The sequence below is a fragment of the Rhodococcus qingshengii JCM 15477 genome, assembly GCF_023221595.1.
GTDB lineage: Bacteria > Actinomycetota > Actinomycetes > Mycobacteriales > Mycobacteriaceae > Rhodococcus_F > Rhodococcus_F qingshengii.
Window position 1 is genome coordinate 1,747,738 of the sequence record NZ_CP096563.1, and the last position, 17,892, is coordinate 1,765,629.

Genomic DNA, 17,892 nt, shown 5'->3' on the forward strand with positions numbered 1-17,892 from the left:
TTGTCTTGAATGGCCGAAATTTGGGTAGTCAGCGCGGGACCCCCTCTGCCCGTAAAGTGGGGGAAAATCGCGGGAGGGACGCTTCGGCAGAGCGCGTTTCTACTGGATATGGGGGTACTTGGTGGTTGAAGGTGACAACACTTCAGGGGGCACGACGCCTCGCGTCGTACTGGTGACCGGGGCGAGCAGATTTCTCGGCGGCTACCTGGTGACCAGGCTTGCGCAGAATCCGTCGATCGAGCGTGTCATCGCCGTCGACGCCGTCAGTCCGAGCAAGGACATGATGCGCAGAATGGGCCGCGCGGAATTCGTGCGAGCAGACATCCGCAATCCGCTGATCGGCAAAGTGATCCGAAACGCCGAGGTCGACACCGTCGTGCACGCGTCGACGCTTCAGAAAGCCCCCAAAGCCGGCAGCCGCGCCGCGATGAAGGACATGAACGTCATCGGCGCCATGCAACTGTTCGCGGTCTGCCAGAAAGCGCCGACGGTTCGCAAGGTGATCCTGCGCTCGGCTTCGGTCGTCTACGGGTGCAGTGCCAAGGATCCCGCTCAGTTCACCGAAGAAATGAGTGCGCGCCGCCGGCCGCCGGGCGGATATGCCCGCGACAGCCTCGAGATCGAGGGATACCTCCGTGGAATGGGGCGTCGGCGCCCGGACATCTCGGTCGGGATTCTGCGGTTGGCGCCGTTGATCGGACCTCAGCTGACTGCAACCGTCGGGCACTACGTCACCGCCCCACTCGTGCCCACCATCGTCGGGCGCAACGCGCGCCTGCAATTGCTCCACGTCGAGGATGCCCTCGCGGCGCTGGAGAAGGCGACCATCGGACACGCTTCGGGTACGTACAACATCGCCGGCGACGGAGTGGTCATGATGTCGCAGGCGATCCGCCGGGCAGGCAGGGTGGAAGTTCCCATGCCGCTCGCTCTGTTCCGCAGCGTCGGGAGCGCGTTGGTGGGGTCGTCCATGAGGCTGTACACCGACGAGCAACTCGAGTACTTCCGGTTCGGCTGCGGACTCGACACCACTCGCATGCGCAGCGAGCTGGGGTTCGAGCCGCGATGGACCACCATGCAAGCACTCGACGATTTCATGCGTGCGATGCAGACGCGCCGGATCATCAAGTCCGAGTGGATCGATCGGGCGGAGAATGCGTTGACCACCATTCTCGGCGGTGACGCCGCCGCGGCGGCAACAAGTGCAGATGTGATGCACATGCCGCTGTCGGGACGAAGTGCGGTGAAGGGGTGACTGACGTGGCGAAGGTAATTCCCCTGCGGCCCAGCGCAACTCACACCGGAAAGTCGGCAACTTCCCGTTCGCGTGAGTCCGTCACCGGTGCAGAGCGTGACATCCGTGAACAAAGTGAGCGCCGGCATCCGTCCGGAGTGTCCTCGGCGGCCGACCACGGCGGTGAGAGCACGTTCGTCGATTCGGCCAGGTCGGCGATCGTCGACCAGATCGCCTCGGCAGCAGAATTCTTCCGACGTCGGGTGTCCGGCGACTACGAGGTCGACGAGTTCGGGTTCGACCCGCATTTCGCGGACAACGTCGTCATGCCGATGTTGCGCCCGTTGTTCGAGAAGTGGTTTCGCGTCGAGGTCAGTGGGATCGAGAACATTCCCCTCACCGGGGGAGCGCTTGTGGTCGCCAACCACGCCGGTGTGATCCCGATCGACGGACTGATGACGTCGGTTGCCGTGCACGATCACCATCCAGCGCATCGTCCACTGCGAATGTTGGCTGCGGACATGGCATTCGAGATGCCAGTGGTGGGTGGACTGGCGCGCAAAGCCGGTCATACGTTGGCCTGCAACCCCGACGCCGAGCGTCTGCTCAACGACGGTGAAGTCGCGGCCGTGTTCCCGGAAGGATTCAAGGGCATCGGGAAACCGTTCAGTGAGCGGTACAAGTTGCAGCGGTTCGGGCGCGGTGGCTTCGTGTCGGCCGCAATGCGAACCGGTGTTCCGATCATTCCGTGCTCGATCGTGGGTTCGGAGGAGATCTATCCCAAAATCGGTGATCTCACCACACTCGCACGCGTTCTCGGTCTTCCGTATTTCCCGGTGACACCGCTGTTTCCGCACTTCGGGCCGCTCGGCCTGGTTCCGTTGCCGTCGAAGTGGTACATCGAGTTCGGAAAGCCCATCGTCACCGACACCTTCGAGAGCGGTGCCGCCGACGATCCGATGGTCCTGTTCGAGGTCACGGACCACGTCCGGGAAACCATTCAGCAGACGCTGTATCGACTGTTGGCCAAGCGCCGCAACGTCTTTCTCGGCTGAGTTCGGTCCGGATCGCTGCTCGATCCGGACCGAACCCGCTCAGGCGTTCTGTTCTTTGCGCCTGGCGAGAATTGCCGCGAGCGCCCCGCCGACCGCTCCGAGCACCAGCGCCGTCGGTACGCCGATCTTGGCGGCCTTTCGTCCGGTGCGGAAATCGCGAACTTCCCACCCGCGGTTCTTCGCGAGTTCACGAAGATCTGCGTCGGGATTGATCGCCACCGGTGTCCCCACCAACGAGAGCATCGGAACGTCGTTGTGGCTGTCGGAGTAGGCGGAACAGCGCTTGAGATTGAGTCCTTCACGCACCGCCAACGTCCGTACGGCGTGCGCCTTGCCCATGCCGTGCAGGATGTCGCCGACGAGTCGGCCGGTGAAGACGCCGTCCTCACTCTCGGCGACAGTGCCCAAGGCGCCGGTCAATCCCAGTTTCTCGGCGATGACCTGAGCCAGTTCGACCGGAGTTGCCGTCACCAACCACACCTGTTGTCCGGCGTCGAGGTGCATCTGGGCCAACGCCCTCGTGCCTGGCCAGATCTTGTCGGCGATGACCTCGTCGTAGATCTCCTCGCCGAGGCGGGCGAGTTCGGCGGTGGATCGACCGGCCACGAAGGACAGTGCTTTCTCGCGGCCTTCGGCGACGTCGTCACTACTTTCTCGGCCGGTGACTCGGAACTTGATCTGCTTCCACGCGAAATCCACCAGATCCGAGGTCTTGAGATACTTTCGTGCAGCGAGACCACGGGCGAAGTGGATGATCGACGCACCCTGCACCATGGTGTTGTCGACGTCGAAGAATGCGGCGGCCGTGAGGTCGCGCGGAACGGCCGGGGGCTCTTCGCCGGTTTCCGGTTCTGTGGGGTTGGCAGCTTCGTGCAATGCCAGAGCTGCGTCAGCGCTCGCCTCGCCGGCGAGATTGGCTCGAACTTCCGACTCACTCGGGCCCAGCGGATTCTTCACATGGCGACGTCCGGGGAGAATGACCCCGGCAAGCCCTGATCCGAATCCGGAGCCGTTCGGTAGTGATCGCGCAGGCACCCGCACCTCCCGTGTTGCATTCTCGAGCAGAGAACTCTTCGAGTCAGCCTATCCTCCGCGATGAGGCCCGATGGGTTGGATGGTGACCTTCCCTGTGGTGTGTGACGTTCCTCTCCGCCGATTTGGCACCGAGTGGGGCTCCGGAGGCACACTCGACCGATCAAGTAGATGGCGTCCCCGTAGAAGAAAGGTATGCGTCGATGACTGCAGCTACGCATGAAGTGACCCTGTTGACACGCGCAGGATGCGCGTCCTGCGTCGGCGCGGCGGAGGTCCTGCGACGGGTCTGTTCCGAGTTCGAGCTGGAATTGACGTGCATCGACGTGGACGAAGCTGCCGCGACGGATCCAGAGCTGAGAGCGGAGTACGGAGACAGATTGCCCGTCATTCTTCTCGACGGACGCGAGCACGGTTACTGGGAAGTCGACGAGGAGCGCCTTCGTGACGATTTACGCAAGTAAGGCAACCCTCAAAGTTGTCCGCGGAGCCGCTTTGCAGGTGAACGGCACATCGAACCCGTCTCGAGCAACTTTGTGCATGGGTTCACAAGCGGTTACCGTGGTGTGAACATTCCCCCGGAGCATCGTGGAGGTCGACAGTCGTGTCGACCGGACGAGGAGCCAGCGACGTGACCGAACCGCACCAGACGCATGAGCCTGTGGCTCAGCGCGTCACCGGCGCTGCGGGCTCTTCCGTCACCGACGCTTCCAGCGCCTCGGTTACCGACCCGATCGCTCAGGATCGCGTCATCCCCCAGGCTACGGTGACGCGCTTGGCCGCATACCTGCGGGTCCTCGGAGTGATGTCCGACCGGGGTACCTCCATCGTCTCGAGCGAGGAACTCGCGCAGGCGTCCGGTGTCGGATCAGCGAAGTTGCGTAAGGATCTGTCGTTCCTCGGACCCAACGGTGTCCGTGGCGTCGGGTACGACGTCAACAGGCTCCGCATCCGCATCGAGCGTGCACTCGGACTCGATCGTGGACACAAGGTCGTTCTCGTCGGAGTCGGAAACCTCGGCAAGGCGCTGGTCGGCTACGGCGGATTCAGCCGCCGCGGTTTCGAGATGGTCGGACTCTTCGACAGTGACGCAGATCGAATCGGAAGCAGAGTCGGGGATCTCGTCGTGCGCAGCACCGAGGAACTGACCGTCGCCTGCCGTGAACTGAATGCGACCATCGGCGTCATCTCCACACCGGACGAGGCAGCTCAGGGCGTGTGCGACCAGTTCGTCAGCGCCGGGCTGCGCTGCATCATGAGTTTTTCGCCGATCGCCCTCGACGTTCCCGATCACGTGGAACTGCGACGTGTAGATCTAGCCGTCGAGATGCAGGTTCTCTCCTTCAACAGTGCGCGCAATGCCGATCAGGCATCCAGCGCGCCGCGAGTACGAGTGGCTCACGCCGCATCCGCTTCGTCAGTCCCATCCACCAGTTCACCCGCTCCGGTCGGAGCAGGTTCGACAAGAAACGGATCAGTGATCGCGCCGTGAGTGTTCTGCTTGTCGGGGTCTCGCATCGAACCGCGCCCGTCCCGGTGCTCGAGCGAGTAGCTGTCACCGACACCGATCGTCCGAAGCTGATCGACAAGCTTCTGGCGTCTTCGCACATCTCCGAAGCGATGATCGTCTCCACCTGTAACCGGGTGGAGGTCTACGCGGTGGTGGACGCGTTCCACGGTGCACTCACCGAGGTCGGTGAAATCCTGGCCGACCATTCAGGTCTCGACCTGACAGCGCTGCACGCTCACGCGTACGTCCGCTACAGCGAAGCAGCCGTCGAGCACCTCTTCGCGGTGGCCAGCGGCCTCGATTCCATGGTGATCGGCGAACAGCAGATCCTCGGCCAGATCCGTTCGGCCTACGCATCTTCGGATGCGCAGCAGGCCGCCGGACGCGTCGTCCACGAACTGGCTCAGCAGGCACTGCGCGTCGGCAAGCGAGTGCATTCCGAAACCGGAATCGACTCCGCCGGAGCATCAGTCGTGTCCGTGGCTCTCGATCGTGCAGCGGGCATCATCGGTGAGGGCGGCCTGGTCGGCCGCACTGCCGTGGTTGTCGGTGCAGGCTCGATGGGCGGTCTGTCGGTTGCGCATCTCACCCGCGCCGGAATCGCACGCATCGTCGTCGTCAACCGGACACAGGAACGCGCCGAGCACCTGGCAGAGACGGCACGCTCCAACGGCGTCGACGCCGACGGTGTTGCCTTCGATCAGCTTTCGGCCGCGATGGCGCAGGCAGATGTCATGGTCACCTGTACCGGCGCGGTCGGGGCAGTGGTCACCCTGGCGGATGTGCACCGCGCACTCGCCGAGCCCGATCGCGACAACACCAAGCACCTCGTCATCTGCGACCTCGGGCTGCCGCGCGACATCGATCCCGCCGTCGCCGGCCTGCCGGGTGTGACCGTTCTCGACATGGAGACGCTGCAGCGTGATCCAGCGGCGGGCGCAGCCGCCTCCGACGCAGATGCCGCACGCACCATCGTCGCCGGCGAGCTTGCGACCTACCTTGCCGGACAGCGCCTCGCCGAGGTCACTCCGACCGTGACGGCTTTGCGTCAGCGCGCCGCCGACGTCGTCGAAGCCGAACTGATGCGACTCGATTCGCGTCTGCCCGGCCTGGACGATCCGCAGCGCGACGAGGTTGCACGCACCGTGCGACGCGTCGTGGACAAGCTGCTCCACGCCCCGACCGTGCGCGTCAAGCAACTGGCGTCGGCCCCCGGCGGCGACTCCTACGCAGCAGCGCTGCGCGAACTCTTCGAACTCAGCCCCGGATCTCCCGCGGCCGTGGCCACACCCACCGATCTGGTGGACGGCGACCGCACTGGAAGGGACCTGCAGGCATGAGCGTCACCACCCCTCGATCGGGGAGCCCGCTGCGGATCGGCACTCGCGGAAGTCTTCTCGCGACCACGCAAGCCGGTACCGTGCGCGATGCCCTCATTGCGGCCGGACATCCCGCCGAGTTGGTCATCATCAAGACCAAGGGCGACCAGTCCACCGATCCCGTCCAGAAGATCGGCGTCGGAGTGTTCACGGCAGAGCTTCGAGAAGCCTTGCTGGACAACCGCGTCGACGTTGCGGTGCATTCCTACAAGGACTTACCGACCGCGCAGGACCCGCGTTTCGTCATCGCGGCGATTCCGCCACGCGAAGATCCGCGTGACGCGCTGGTCGCCCGTGACGGTCTGGTCCTCGGGGAGCTTCCGGCCGGTTCCAAGGTGGGAACCTCCGCGCCGCGCCGTGTTTCGCAGCTGAAGGCACTCGGTCTCGGCCTCGACATCGTGCCGTTGCGGGGCAACCTGCAGCGCCGTCTCGGCAAAGTCGAATCCGGTGAACTCGACGCCGTGATCCTCGCTCGCGCCGGCCTGTCTCGTATCGGTCTGCTCGATCTCATCACCGAGAACATCGAGCCCGTGCAGATGCTCCCCGCTCCGGCGCAGGGTGCTCTGGCCGTCGAATGCCTTTCTGCCAATGCGGAATTGGCGGCGATCCTCGCCGAGCACGACGACGCGGGTACCCGGGCGGCAGTTACGGCCGAGCGCGCCCTGCTCGCCGAGTTGGAAGCCGGCTGCACCGCTCCGGTGGGAGCGATCGCGGAGATCGTCGAATCCCTCGACGACGACGGCAGAATCTTCGACGAACTGTCGGTACGCGGCTGCGCAGCCGCCATCGACGGTTCGGACGTCATCCGTACCGGCGCCGTGGGTGCGCCGGACAAGGCCGAGGAACTCGGCCGAGCGGTAGCGCGCGAGTTACTCGAACTCGGCGCCCGCGAGTTGATGAACGTGACTACAGGCGAGGCAGCCGATGTTTGACGCCCCACTTTGCACTTGCACCAAGTTCCCATTTCGATACAGCGCACTGGAGAATCACCGATGACCCGAGTCCGAAAGAACACTCCCGGACGGATCCTGTTCGTGGGATCGGGACCGGGCGACCCCGCCCTGCTCACCGTTCGCGCACGTGACGTCCTCACCGGCGCCGCAATGGCATTCACCGATCCGGATGTCGACAAGGGCGTCGTCGCACTCGTCGGGATCGACATGGGCCGCGACGAGGAGACCGGCGAGCTGATCGCGGACGTGCGTCCGGCACTCGGCGAGCCTGCCGAGGTTGCAAAGACATTGGTGCACGAGGCCAAGAACGGTCACGACGTCGTGCGTTTGGTCTCCGGCGACCCGCTGACCACGGATTCCGTGATCGCAGAGGTCACCGCAGTCGCCCGCACGCAGGTTCAGTTCGAGGTTCTCCCGGGTCTGCCTTCCGGTTCGGCTGTGCCGAGCTACGCCGGCATGGCGCTCGGCTCGGGTCACACCGAGGCCGACGTTCGCGGTGAAGTCGACTGGGCTGCTCTGGCCGCTGCACCGGGACCGCTTGTCCTGCACGCGACGTCCGGACATCTCGCCGAGACCGCCAGCGCGCTGGTCGAGAACGGCTTGGCCCCGCAGACGCCTGCTGCGATCACCGTCCGCGGTACCACTCGTCAGCAGCGAACCGTCGAGGCAACTCTCGCGACGCTCAACGAAGCCGGATCCGAACTGGTGGGCTCGCTCATCGTCACCGTCGGCAAGGTTGTCGCGCAGCGCAACAAGATGTCGTGGTGGGAATCGCGCGCTCTGTACGGCTGGACCGTCCTCGTGCCGCGCACCAAGGATCAGGCCGGCGAGATGAGCGACCGTCTGGTCACTCACGGAGCGATCCCGATCGAGGTTCCGACCATCGCCGTCGAGCCGCCTCGCAGCCCGGCTCAGATGGAGCGTTCGGTCAAGGGACTCGTCGACGGTCGCTACCAGTGGGTCGTCTTCACTTCCACCAATGCTGTTCGCGCAGTGTGGGAGAAGTTCGAAGAGTTCGGCCTCGACGCTCGCGCCTTCTCCGGTGTGAAGATCGCCTGCATCGGTGAAGCAACCGCAGCCAAGGTGCGCTCGTTCGGCATCAACCCCGAGCTGATCCCGACCGGTGAGCAGTCCAGCGAAGGCCTGTTGGCCGAATTCGCCCCGTACGACGACGTTTTCGATCCGGTCAACCGGGTTCTGTTGCCGCGGGCGGACATTGCGACCGAAACCCTCGCAGAGGGCCTGCGCGAACGCGGTTGGGAGATCGACGACGTCACCGCCTACCGCACCGTCCGGGCAGCGCCGCCGCCGGCCGAGACCCGCGAGATGATCAAGACCGGTGGATTCGACGCCGTCTGCTTCACCTCGTCCTCGACCGTGCGCAACCTCGTCGGCATCGCCGGCAAGCCGCACGCCCGCACGTTGGTCGCGTGCATCGGCCCGAAGACGGCCGAAACCGCTATCGAGTTCGGTCTGCGCGTCGACGTGCAGCCCGAGACCTCGCAGGTGGGACCGCTGGTGGAGGCTCTCGCCGAGCATGCTGCTCGTCTGCGCGCCGAAGGTGCTTTGCCGCCCCCGCGCAAGAAGTCTCGAAGGCGCTAGCGCATCCGTGAGGGGTTGAGGAGTCTGTGGACTCCTCAACCGCTCACAGGTTCCGACGAAGGAGGGCTACTTCTCGTGTTTCCCACTCATCGCCCTCGCCGGCTCCGGCGCACTCCTGCGCTCCGGCGACTCGTGGCAGAGACCTCGCTCGAACCCCGGCACCTCGTTTTGCCGATGTTCGTCGCCGACGGCATCGACGCACCGCGTGAGATCAGTTCCATGCCAGGCGTTTTCCAGCACACCCTCGATTCGCTGCGGTCCGCAGCAGTGGAAGCGGTGGAAGCCGGCGTCGGTGGCCTGATGCTCTTCGGTGTTCCGAAGGCGGAGGACAAGGATCCCCAGGGGTCCGGTGCCTCCGATCCCGACGGAATCCTCAATGTCGGATTGCGCGCTCTGGCAGACGAACTCGGCGATTCGACGGTCATCATGGCAGATACCTGCCTCGACGAGTTCACCGATCACGGCCACTGCGGCGTGTTGACTGCCGGCGGCGCTGTCGACAACGACGCGACCTTGATCCGATACGTCGAAATGGCTCTCGCGCAAGCTGAATCGGGTGCGCACCTGCTCGGACCCAGCGGCATGATGGACGGTCAGGTGGCTGCGATCCGTGGTGCACTCGATGCTTCGGGGTATGTCGATGTCGGCCAGCTCGCCTATGCCGCGAAATATGCGTCAGCGTTCTACGGGCCGTTCCGTGAAGCCGTCGGATCCTCACTGCAAGGCGACCGTCGTACGTATCAGCAGGACGGCGCCAATCGCCGCGAGTCGATGCGCGAGGTAGACCTCGACGTCGCCGAGGGCGCCGACATGGTGATGGTCAAGCCTGCAATGTCATACCTGGACATTCTGCGTGAGACCGCCGACCGGTCCCCGGTTCCGGTCGCTGCGTACCAGATCTCGGGGGAGTACTCGATGATCACCGCGGCCGCGCAGAACGGGTGGATCGATCGGGACGCGGCGATTCTCGAATCGCTCATCGGCATTCGCCGCGCCGGTGCCGACGTGGTCCTCACGTACTGGGCGTCGGAAGTTGCCGGATGGCTGTGACGGAGTCACGCATGGTGGCTGCGCCGGTATCGACCGATACGCTGGTGTCATGACCGAGCAGTGGCCGCCGTCGCGCCAGGAACCGCCCCGCCGGGAACCTCCCTACGAGAACCAGCCGTTCGAGAATCAGCCGTACCGCGAACTCGGACCGATGCCGACGGGTCAGATCCCGGGATACGGCCCCGGTTACAACGGATACCCGGGACCTGCGCCGAAACCCGAGCCGCCGACGGACGTCGTGACTGCGATTCAGTTGTGGTGGGCTGTGACGGCGCTGGGGTTGGTCCAGGGCGGCGCGATGATCTGGATGCTGCTCGGGCAGAAGTCGATGTTCGTCGACGAGATGCTCAGAAATCAGGCAGCTGTCGACGCCGGTCTGACGCGTTCCGACGTGGAGGGCATGTTCCCACTGGTCATCGTGTTCTCTGCGGTTTTGGTCGTGATCGTCACCGCGGTGTTCCTTCTGTTCGTGCGCGCGATGAGTCGCGGCAAGAACTGGGCTCGAATGTTGCTGACGTTCTGTGGCGTCTTCATGCTGGTCTCCGCGATCCCGGTGATCTTCGGGCTCGGCGGCGACGGCGGCGCGGCCACTCTGCTGTTCGGCGGAGCGGAAATCCTGCAGGCAGTTGCTGCTGTCGGGGCGATCGTGATGATGCACCGAAAAGAGTCCAATCCGTACTTTCTTCGTTTCCCCCCGGCGGGGAACCGGTAGGTAGCTCGGGGTACTGTGAAACGGGTCACTGAAGTAGTAGGGGAGAGGTCGGACGCGATGAGTTCTCAGGAAGCCCTGCGTACGGAAAGCACCCACGACGCGCCACTGCGCCAACGTGGTTCACGCACCGAAGTGATCTTGTTCGCGATCCTCGGAGCCTCTGTTCTGGTGACACTCCTGATGCTCATGATTCCGGGCATCGTCAGCGGATAGCGCACACTTGAACCCGTGAGTATCTCTACGAAGGTCAGGCGCCCGACGGCTGTCGAGGCAGCATTCTGGCTGTGGATCGCCAGCGCGTTCCTGCTCATACTCTTCGGCCTGATCAATGTCACCAGCGCTTCGTATTCGTTGCGTGAGCAGTTCACCGATCAAGGCGTTTCTGCCGGAAACATCGACATCTACGTCACCTTCGTGCGGGTGTCAGGGCTGGTTCTGCTGTTGACCGGCCTCGCGATCGGCGGCCTCGCCGGTCCCACTCGCGCCGGACGGGCGCTGTGCCGACGGATCCTGGTCATCGTGTCCGGAGTGTTCGCGGTGCTGCAGATCGCGCTGGTCGTGGCCGGGATCAGTACCGTGCTCGCGCTGGTTGTTCCCGTCATGCTGATCTGTGCCTGCGTCGCGATCTACCGCGACACCACCCGAAGTTGGTTTGCCCGTGGCTGATCGCGCGCCGGAAATCGGCCCGGACGTTCTGTACTACGAACCGGGTTCTCGGTGGTGGGCCATCGCGTTCGGTCCGATCTTCTGCCTGATCGCCTTGGTCATCGAACTGTTCACGGGCCCGGTGGTGCATTGGTTCGGTCTGGCGATGTTCGCCGTGATCCTCACCGGATTGGTCTACGTGCAGGTGATCGCAGCACGGCGGCACGCGAGCGTACTTCTGACCGCGACCACGTTGCGTCAGGGAACCGAAGAGGTGCCGATCACCGAGATCGCCGAGGTGTTCCCGGAGTCCGACGACGCTGCCTACGAGGACGAAATGGAACCGTGGGAAACGGCACGCGCGCTCGGTGAGCTGTCCGGAGTGCCCAGGCGTCGGCACGGTATCGGCTTACGTTTGACCACCGGGGGATTGGTGCGGGCGTGGGCAAAGGACGATCAGGCACTGCGCGAGGCGTTGAGTCAGGTCGTTGTGGTTGGTGTCGAACCGGACGGGTCTGCCGATGACTGAGCCACAGCCATCCCCGCGTGTCGACGTGAAGACGTGGATCGGTGTACTCGGTATCGTCGCCGCAACGATTCTGGCGGTCGTGTGCTGGCGAGCGGGTACGACGACGTCCGACTTCGGACCGATACTGGAGGGCGCTCCACCGTTCGAGAGCACGCACTACGACGGTCTCTGGATCTCGGGCGCCGGGTTGTCGATTCTGGTTGCGGGGCTGATGGCCATCGATGTCGTGCGCCGCGTCCGGGTGGGCTTCGTCGCATCGCAGTAGCCCTCATACGGGTAGGGGGTATAGTTGCGGTATGAGTAGTTACAGCCCCGAGCAGGACGATCTGCTCAAGCGCCTTCGTCGTATCGAAGGTCAGGTAGCCGGAATTTCACGCATGGTCGCAGACGACCGGTACTGCATCGACGTGCTCACCCAGGTATCCGCCGCGACGAGCGCGTTGCAGTCCGTGTCCCTGAAGCTTCTCGACGCCCACCTTGCGGGTTGCGTCGTCGAAGCTGCCAAGCAGGGTGGTCCGGAAGCGGACGTCAAGATCAAGGAAGCTCAGGCGGCCATCGCTCGCCTCGTTCGTTCGTAAGGTGTCGGTCCGTCACTCCGTGATGGACCGCGCGAGCGCCCGGGCGGAGAAGCTCACGAAGTACTCGGGTGTGACTTCTTTGGCGATGTTGATGACGATGGTGTCCGACAGGCCTTTGAGTCCGGAGAGCACGAGATGGATCAACGCGGGGTCGTCGATCAACCGGCTCCCTTCGGCTGCAGCAGATTCGGTGAGCGCTCGAATCAATGCCGAGTTGTAGACCGCTACGGATGCGTGAAGTTCCCGCATGCTTTCTCGGTCGGACCCGGCCATGCCTTCGATGTCGCGCCAAGTCGTGGTGAGTCGACCCACCCGTGCCCAGTGCCGAGCAAACTCGGAAATCATGGACTCGAGTAAGGCGCTCAGTCCCTGCTCGCGGGGGAGCGAGTTCACGAAGTCCGCCATTTCCAGCTGACTTTCGCTGAGGAGGGCGGCGAAGATGTCCTGCTTGTCGACGAAGTACTGGTAGATCAGGCCAGTGCTGGTGCCGGCTCGTTTGGCGACAGCGCGGATCGTGAGCGCGGAGTAGCCTCCTTCGTCCAGAAGCGAGATCGCCGCGTCGAGAGTTCGGCGTCGACGCACTTCGGCGTCGCCGTAGATCGACTTGCTGCTGGTACTGCTCATTTGATCACCGTAGTCGCGGTGGTCGGCATCCTCAATTCACATCGAACACTGTTCGTTGTCGAGCGCCGTCCAGAATTCGATGTGACTCAGATCATAGAATGAACATTGTTCGAAATAGAATGAACATCGTTCATTCTGGTGTTACGGTATGGCGCAGACCACATCGAGGCCAGTGCAAAGTGCTGGACACTCTGCGGTCGGCCTGACCTTTCTTCCCGTATCGATCGGGAGATCTACACAGTTGTGGAGTACCTATGACACGCACTAACGATGAACGCGCGGCGATCGACATCGCCGCTGCGGCTGGAGAACTTCTGCTCGACCATCGGAAATCCCTCGGCGAAAACGACGGTGATGTCGCGACTTTCAAGAACGCGGCCGATCGGCTCAGTCACGAATTCATCGTCGCCGAACTTGCCCGACGCTTTCCTGCGGATGCAGTGCTGTCGGAGGAAGGGGCTGACGACCTCGCGAGGCTGGCTGCGGATCGGGTGTGGATCGTCGACCCTCTCGACGGCACCCGTGAGTACGGCGAGGCCGGACGACCGGACTGGGCCGTTCATGTTGCACTGACCGAAAACGGTGTCCTCACAACCGGTGCGGTCGCAATGCCTGCCCTTGGCGTCACCTATTCGAGCAGCGATGATCGAACCGAACGGGATGCCGCGACGCCGGTTCGAGTCGTCGTATCGCGGACGCGTCGTCCGGAACCGGTCATGCGCATGGCCGACTCGATGGGCGCGGAGTTGATCGAAATGGGATCCGCCGGAGCCAAAGCAATGGCGGTCGTCTCGGGTGAGGCAGACATCTATGCACATGCGGGCGGACAGTACGAGTGGGATTCGGCGGCGCCCGTTGCTGTCGCACGTGCTGCGGGACTGCATGTTTCGCGTATCGATGGCAGCGAACTGCGCTACAACCAGGAAAACCCGTGGTTGCCGGATCTGCTGATCTGCCGACCCGAACTCGCCCCGAAAGCACTGGAGGAACTGGGCCGATGACCGCGACACTGACGCACCTCGAACGACTCGAAGCCGAGAGCATTCACATCATGCGTGAAGCTGTTGCCCAGAGCGAGAACCCGGTGATGTTGTACTCGGTGGGCAAGGACTCCGCCGTGATGCTGCATCTGGCGCGCAAGGCCTTCTATCCGTCGAAGCTGCCGTTTCCGCTTCTGCACGTCGATACCACGTGGAAGTTCCGTGAAATGTACAAACTTCGTGACAGTACCGCTGCTGCAGGCGATCTCGATCTGATCGTCCACACCAACCCGGACTGCGTGAAGCAGGGGATCAACCCGTTCACTCACGGCAGCGCTGTCCATACCGATATGTGGAAGACCGAAGGCCTCAAACAAGCCCTCGATCACTACAAGTTCGACGCTGCATTCGGCGGCGCCCGACGTGACGAAGAAAAATCCCGCGCCAAGGAACGCATCTTCTCGATCCGATCAGCTGCGCACCGTTGGGATCCCAAGCAGCAGCGACCGGAACTGTGGCGGATGTACAACGTCCGCAAAGCGCCGGGCGAGAGCCTGCGCGTCTTCCCTCTCTCGAACTGGACCGAGCTGGATGTGTGGGAATACATACGCCAGGAAGAGATTCCGATCGTTCCGCTGTATTTTGCCGACAAGCGGCCCGTCGTCGAGCGGGACGGTGCGCTGATCATGGTCGACGACGACCGGATGCCGTTGCTGCCGGGAGAGACTCCGGAACTCAAGAGCGTTCGTTTCCGCACCCTCGGCTGCTACCCGCTGACCGGAGCCGTCGAATCGACCGCAACGAGCCTGACCGAGATCATCTCGGAAATGTTGCTCACCACCACTTCCGAACGCCAGGGACGGGTCATCGACCACGACTCCAGCGCGTCGATGGAGAAGAAGAAGCAAGAGGGGTACTTCTGATGACTGTTTCCTCGGATCTGATCGCTGACGACATCGAGGCGTACCTCGAACGTCATGCGAACAAGAGCATGCTGCGATTCATCACCTGCGGCAGCGTCGACGACGGCAAGAGCACCTTGATCGGCCGTCTGCTCTACGAATCGAAACTCGTCTTCGACGACCAGTTGACGGCGCTCGAAGCCGATTCGCGCAAGAGCGGAACCCAGGGGGAGGGGCTCGATTTCGCGCTCCTGGTCGACGGCCTCGCCGCCGAACGTGAGCAGGGCATCACGATCGACGTCGCCTACCGCTACTTCACGACCGAGCGACGCAAGTTCGTCGTCGCCGATACTCCGGGGCACGAGCAGTACACCCGAAACATGGTGACGGGCGCGTCGACCGCCGATCTTGCTGTGATCCTTGTCGATTCCCGCAAGGGGATACTGACTCAGACCCGCCGGCACTCGTATCTGGTGTCGTTGCTGGGGATCAAGCACGTGGTGCTTGCCGTGAACAAACTCGACCTCGTCGACTACTCGCAAGAGGTCTTCGATGCCATTACCGCGGATTACGCAGAGTTCGCTCACGAGATCGGTCTGGACGGGTTCGTCGCCATCCCGATGTCGGCATACATGGGTGACAATCTCACCGAGCGCAGTGCGAATACCCCGTGGTACTCCGGACCAAGCCTGATCGAGCATCTCGAAAGCGTGGACATCGACGATGCTGCCGCCGCGGCTCCGTTCCGGATGCCGGTGCAGTGGGTCAACCGGCCGGACCTCGACTTCCGCGGATTCTCCGGCCAGATCGTTTCAGGCACCGTATCTCCCGGAGATCCCATCCGCGTGCTCCCCAGTGGAAAGACGTCCACAGTCGAGCGCATCGTGACCATGGGTGGCGACCTCGACGTTGCCGGTGCGGGCCGCTCGGTCACCATCACGCTCGCCGACGAGATCGACATCAGTCGCGGTGATGTGCTGTCCATCGGCGACAATCCGCCGGCCGTAGCCGATCAGTTCGAGGCCTGCATCGTCTGGATGGGTGAGGCTCCCATGCTGCCCGAACGGCCGTTCCTGTGCCAGATCGGTACCGTCACAGTCAATGCGCGCATCACCAAACCGAAACACAAGATCAACGTCAACACTCTCGAGAAGACCGCAACGACTACTCTCGCGCTCAACGAAATCGGTGTGTGCAACCTCAGTTTCGATCGACCGGTCCCGTTCGACCCGTACGTCGGCAACCGTGACACCGGTAGCTTCATCCTCATCGACCGCCTTACCAACGGCACTGTCGGTGCGGGCATGATCACGCACTCGCTGCGTCGATCGGACAACATTCACTGGCAATCCGTCGACGTCGACGAGGCCGCGCACACCAGGCTCAAGGGACACCAACCCGCAGTTCTGTGGTTCACCGGTCTCTCCGGTTCGGGAAAGTCGACCATCGCGAACGATGTCGAGCGTCAACTGCACGCACTCGGCGCGCACACCTACCTCCTCGACGGAGACAACGTCCGTCACGGGCTGAATCGAGACCTCGGATTCACCGAAGCCGACCGCGTCGAGAACATCCGTCGCGTCACCGAGGTCACCCGACTGATGGCGGACGCCGGTCTGATCGTGCTCGCGTCCTTCATTTCACCGTTCGAGGCCGAGCGTCATGCCGCCCGTGAATTGATCGGCGACGAACAGTTCGTCGAAATCTTCGTCGACACCGCTCTTGCCGTCGCAGAGGAGCGAGATCCCAAGGGTCTGTACAAGAAGGCTCGACGGGGCGAGTTGGTGAACTTCACCGGAATCGATTCGCCGTACGAACCGCCGCAGAACCCTGACATTCACGTCGACACCAGTGTCACGACGACCGAGGACGCTGCGATCGCGATCGTCGACCATCTCCGCGCCCGCGGAACCATTTCTTGATCCGCCTGAACACGAGGAGCATCCATGCCTGACAGGGCTGAAATAGTTTCTGCCGTAGAAGATTACGTCAAGTGTCTCGGACGTCACGACGTCGACGGACTGGTTGCGCTGTTTGCGCTCGACGCAGTTCAACACGAACCGCTGGGGTCCAGACCTACCGCGGAATCGACGAGATTCGCGAATTCGATACCGCGAACGCGCAGGTCGATTTCACAGTCAGCCTGCTCGGTCCGATTTCGGTGACGGGAAAGTACGCAGCCATGCAGCTTCGGGTGCAGCGCGCCGGTATCCCTGACTTCGCTGCCACCGATGTGTTCGAGTTCGACGAGAACGGCAAGATCATCTCCCTGAGTGTTGTTCTCGATCCGCAGGCGCTGTGCTGACCCATCAGGGCCTGCTGGCAGGCAAGGTTGTCGTCGTCTCGGGAGTGGGCCCGGCGCTGGGTCGTTCGATTGCGCTGCAGAGTGCGGCGGCCGGAGCGAAGGTTGTTCTGGCTGCCCGCACACCCGAGCGCTTGGAATCGGTGGCAAGGGAGATTCGAGACCGCGGCGGAATCGCGTTGGCCGTACCGACAAACCTCACCGACGTCGATTCGATCGCTTCGTTGGCGGAGACAACTGTCGCTGAGTTCGGTGCGGTGCATTGCTTGGTGAACAACGCATTTGTTCAACCCGCGCAGGTCCCGCTCCTGGACGCCGACGTGGTGTCCATCCAGTCGGGCATCGACATCAACTTGCTCGCGGCGTTGAACGTCACCAGAGAATTTGCTCCGGCATTGATCGAGTCGCACGGGTCCGTCGTGATGGTCACGTCCATGGTGTTGCGCAACCAGCTTCCCGGGTTCGGGGCCTACCGCATCATGAAATCCGGGCTCCTGGCAATGGCACGCAGTTTGTCGATCGATCTCGGTCCCAAGGGCGTTCGAGTCAATTCGGTTGCTCCCGGCTATATCTGGGCGGACTCGGTCAAGAACATGTTCGAGAAGAAGGCGGCGGCGGCAGGAGTCGACCCCAAGGTGATCTACGACGAGATCGCAGCGGGCGCCGATCTGCGCCGATTGCCGGAGCCAGATGACATCGCAAACGCTGTCGTCTTCCTCCTGTCCGATTCAGCGAGGGCCATCACAGGGCAATGTCTCGACGTCAACTGCGGTCACACGCACCACTGATCAACTCATACAAGGAC

Annotated in this window: 21 protein-coding genes; 19 read left to right on the forward strand and 2 right to left on the reverse strand. The window is 63.2% G+C overall.

The genetic code is table 11. From position 1 onward, the window contains the following. The first annotated feature begins 121 nt into the window (after window positions 1-121). Both M0639_RS08100 and M0639_RS08105 read left to right on the forward strand, forming a co-directional pair. Window positions 122-1,255, forward strand: a complete 1,134-nt coding sequence (locus M0639_RS08100) for an NAD-dependent epimerase/dehydratase family protein (RefSeq protein WP_064074199.1) — start codon at window positions 122-124, stop codon at window positions 1,253-1,255. Next, complete coding sequence (locus M0639_RS08105; protein WP_042923247.1) at window positions 1,252-2,289, forward strand: lysophospholipid acyltransferase family protein; 1,038 nt, start codon at window positions 1,252-1,254, stop codon at window positions 2,287-2,289. The genes M0639_RS08100 and M0639_RS08105 overlap by 4 nt, the downstream gene beginning before the upstream one ends. Before the next feature lie 39 nt (window positions 2,290-2,328). Here M0639_RS08105 and M0639_RS08110 read toward each other — a convergent pair whose 3' ends face one another. Then, the gene (locus tag M0639_RS08110; protein WP_020968932.1) at window positions 2,329-3,324 is read right to left on the reverse strand and encodes an HAD family hydrolase; all 996 of its coding nucleotides are present in this window, start codon (window positions 3,322-3,324) and stop codon (window positions 2,329-2,331) included. Window positions 3,325-3,524: 200 nt separating this feature from the next. Here M0639_RS08110 and M0639_RS08115 point away from each other — a divergent pair, with 200 nt between their 5' ends. The 12 genes from M0639_RS08115 (at window position 3,525) to M0639_RS08170 (ending at window position 12,279) form a co-directional block, all read left to right on the forward strand. Next, window positions 3,525-3,785, forward strand: coding sequence for a glutaredoxin family protein (locus tag M0639_RS08115; protein ID WP_003941953.1), 261 nt, complete (start codon window positions 3,525-3,527; stop codon window positions 3,783-3,785). A 140-nt stretch (window positions 3,786-3,925) separates the two neighbouring features. Then, a complete protein-coding gene (locus M0639_RS08120) occupies window positions 3,926-4,813 on the forward strand; it encodes a redox-sensing transcriptional repressor Rex (RefSeq protein ID WP_007735314.1) in 888 nt (295 codons plus the stop codon). Then, entirely contained in the window at window positions 4,810-6,171 is a 1,362-nt protein-coding gene (locus M0639_RS08125) for a glutamyl-tRNA reductase (protein WP_003941867.1), read from the forward strand. The genes M0639_RS08120 and M0639_RS08125 overlap by 4 nt, the downstream gene beginning before the upstream one ends. Continuing rightward, the gene (gene hemC, locus M0639_RS08130) at window positions 6,168-7,142 is read left to right on the forward strand and encodes a hydroxymethylbilane synthase (protein ID WP_019744374.1); all 975 of its coding nucleotides are present in this window, start codon (window positions 6,168-6,170) and stop codon (window positions 7,140-7,142) included. The genes M0639_RS08125 and hemC overlap by 4 nt, the downstream gene beginning before the upstream one ends. A gap of 60 nt (window positions 7,143-7,202) precedes the next feature. Beyond that, window positions 7,203-8,765 (forward strand): bifunctional uroporphyrinogen-III C-methyltransferase/uroporphyrinogen-III synthase, encoded by a 1,563-nt coding sequence (locus tag M0639_RS08135; RefSeq protein WP_003941969.1) that lies wholly within the window; start codon window positions 7,203-7,205, stop codon window positions 8,763-8,765. Window positions 8,766-8,840: 75 nt separating this feature from the next. Next, window positions 8,841-9,815, forward strand: a complete 975-nt coding sequence (gene hemB / locus M0639_RS08140; protein ID WP_064074198.1) for a porphobilinogen synthase — start codon at window positions 8,841-8,843, stop codon at window positions 9,813-9,815. A gap of 49 nt (window positions 9,816-9,864) precedes the next feature. After that, window positions 9,865-10,527, forward strand: coding sequence for a hypothetical protein (locus M0639_RS08145; RefSeq protein WP_003942024.1), 663 nt, complete (start codon window positions 9,865-9,867; stop codon window positions 10,525-10,527). A gap of 57 nt (window positions 10,528-10,584) precedes the next feature. Next, on the forward strand, window positions 10,585-10,740 hold the full coding sequence (locus M0639_RS08150; protein ID WP_003941930.1) for a hypothetical protein: 156 nt from the start codon (window positions 10,585-10,587) through the stop codon (window positions 10,738-10,740). A gap of 15 nt (window positions 10,741-10,755) precedes the next feature. Beyond that, window positions 10,756-11,193: a hypothetical protein gene (locus M0639_RS08155; RefSeq protein WP_003942066.1), complete on the forward strand. Its 438-nt coding sequence runs from the start codon at window positions 10,756-10,758 to the stop codon at window positions 11,191-11,193. After that, a complete protein-coding gene (locus M0639_RS08160) occupies window positions 11,186-11,701 on the forward strand; it encodes a hypothetical protein (RefSeq protein WP_003941872.1) in 516 nt (171 codons plus the stop codon). Before M0639_RS08155 ends, M0639_RS08160 begins: the two co-directional genes overlap by 8 nt. Continuing rightward, a complete protein-coding gene (locus M0639_RS08165) occupies window positions 11,694-11,966 on the forward strand; it encodes a hypothetical protein (protein WP_007735305.1) in 273 nt (90 codons plus the stop codon). Before M0639_RS08160 ends, M0639_RS08165 begins: the two co-directional genes overlap by 8 nt. A gap of 31 nt (window positions 11,967-11,997) precedes the next feature. Further along, a complete protein-coding gene (locus M0639_RS08170; RefSeq protein WP_003942012.1) occupies window positions 11,998-12,279 on the forward strand; it encodes a metal-sensitive transcriptional regulator in 282 nt (93 codons plus the stop codon). A 12-nt stretch (window positions 12,280-12,291) separates the two neighbouring features. On the opposite strand, the gene M0639_RS08175 is transcribed toward M0639_RS08170, so the two are convergent. After that, a complete protein-coding gene (locus M0639_RS08175; RefSeq protein ID WP_003942004.1) occupies window positions 12,292-12,903 on the reverse strand; it encodes a TetR/AcrR family transcriptional regulator in 612 nt (203 codons plus the stop codon). 254 nt (window positions 12,904-13,157) lie between these two features. Between M0639_RS08175 and M0639_RS08180 the strand changes: the two genes are divergently transcribed. The 5 genes from M0639_RS08180 (at window position 13,158) to M0639_RS08200 (ending at window position 17,875) form a co-directional block, all read left to right on the forward strand. Then, complete coding sequence (locus tag M0639_RS08180; RefSeq protein ID WP_064074197.1) at window positions 13,158-13,904, forward strand: 3'(2'),5'-bisphosphate nucleotidase CysQ; 747 nt, start codon at window positions 13,158-13,160, stop codon at window positions 13,902-13,904. Next, the gene (cysD, locus tag M0639_RS08185; RefSeq protein WP_019744365.1) at window positions 13,901-14,806 is read left to right on the forward strand and encodes a sulfate adenylyltransferase subunit CysD; all 906 of its coding nucleotides are present in this window, start codon (window positions 13,901-13,903) and stop codon (window positions 14,804-14,806) included. The genes M0639_RS08180 and cysD overlap by 4 nt, the downstream gene beginning before the upstream one ends. Further along, complete coding sequence (gene cysN / locus M0639_RS08190) at window positions 14,806-16,707, forward strand: sulfate adenylyltransferase subunit CysN (protein WP_064074196.1); 1,902 nt, start codon at window positions 14,806-14,808, stop codon at window positions 16,705-16,707. Before cysD ends, cysN begins: the two co-directional genes overlap by 1 nt. Before the next feature lie 71 nt (window positions 16,708-16,778). Then, window positions 16,779-17,090 (forward strand): nuclear transport factor 2 family protein, encoded by a 312-nt coding sequence (locus tag M0639_RS08195; RefSeq protein WP_231915031.1) that lies wholly within the window; start codon window positions 16,779-16,781, stop codon window positions 17,088-17,090. After that, the gene (locus M0639_RS08200; RefSeq protein ID WP_064074195.1) at window positions 17,084-17,875 is read left to right on the forward strand and encodes an SDR family oxidoreductase; all 792 of its coding nucleotides are present in this window, start codon (window positions 17,084-17,086) and stop codon (window positions 17,873-17,875) included. Before M0639_RS08195 ends, M0639_RS08200 begins: the two co-directional genes overlap by 7 nt. The last annotated feature ends 17 nt before the right edge of the window (window positions 17,876-17,892 follow it).

Coding starts and splice junctions, on each gene's coding strand:
- M0639_RS08145 (WP_003942024.1), top strand. CDS start 9,865: ATGACCGAGCAGTGGCCGCCGTCGCGCCAGGAACCGCCCCGCCGGGAA.
- cysN (WP_064074196.1), top strand. CDS start 14,806: ATGACTGTTTCCTCGGATCTGATCGCTGACGACATCGAGGCGTACCTC.
- M0639_RS08135 (WP_003941969.1), top strand. CDS start 7,203: ATGACCCGAGTCCGAAAGAACACTCCCGGACGGATCCTGTTCGTGGGA.
- M0639_RS08115 (WP_003941953.1), top strand. CDS start 3,525: ATGACTGCAGCTACGCATGAAGTGACCCTGTTGACACGCGCAGGATGC.
- M0639_RS08170 (WP_003942012.1), top strand. CDS start 11,998: ATGAGTAGTTACAGCCCCGAGCAGGACGATCTGCTCAAGCGCCTTCGT.
- cysD (WP_019744365.1), top strand. CDS start 13,901: ATGACCGCGACACTGACGCACCTCGAACGACTCGAAGCCGAGAGCATT.
- M0639_RS08180 (WP_064074197.1), top strand. CDS start 13,158: ATGACACGCACTAACGATGAACGCGCGGCGATCGACATCGCCGCTGCG.
- M0639_RS08175 (WP_003942004.1), bottom strand. CDS start 12,903: ATGAGCAGTACCAGCAGCAAGTCGATCTACGGCGACGCCGAAGTGCGT.
- hemC (WP_019744374.1), top strand. CDS start 6,168: ATGAGCGTCACCACCCCTCGATCGGGGAGCCCGCTGCGGATCGGCACT.
- M0639_RS08165 (WP_007735305.1), top strand. CDS start 11,694: ATGACTGAGCCACAGCCATCCCCGCGTGTCGACGTGAAGACGTGGATC.
- M0639_RS08150 (WP_003941930.1), top strand. CDS start 10,585: ATGAGTTCTCAGGAAGCCCTGCGTACGGAAAGCACCCACGACGCGCCA.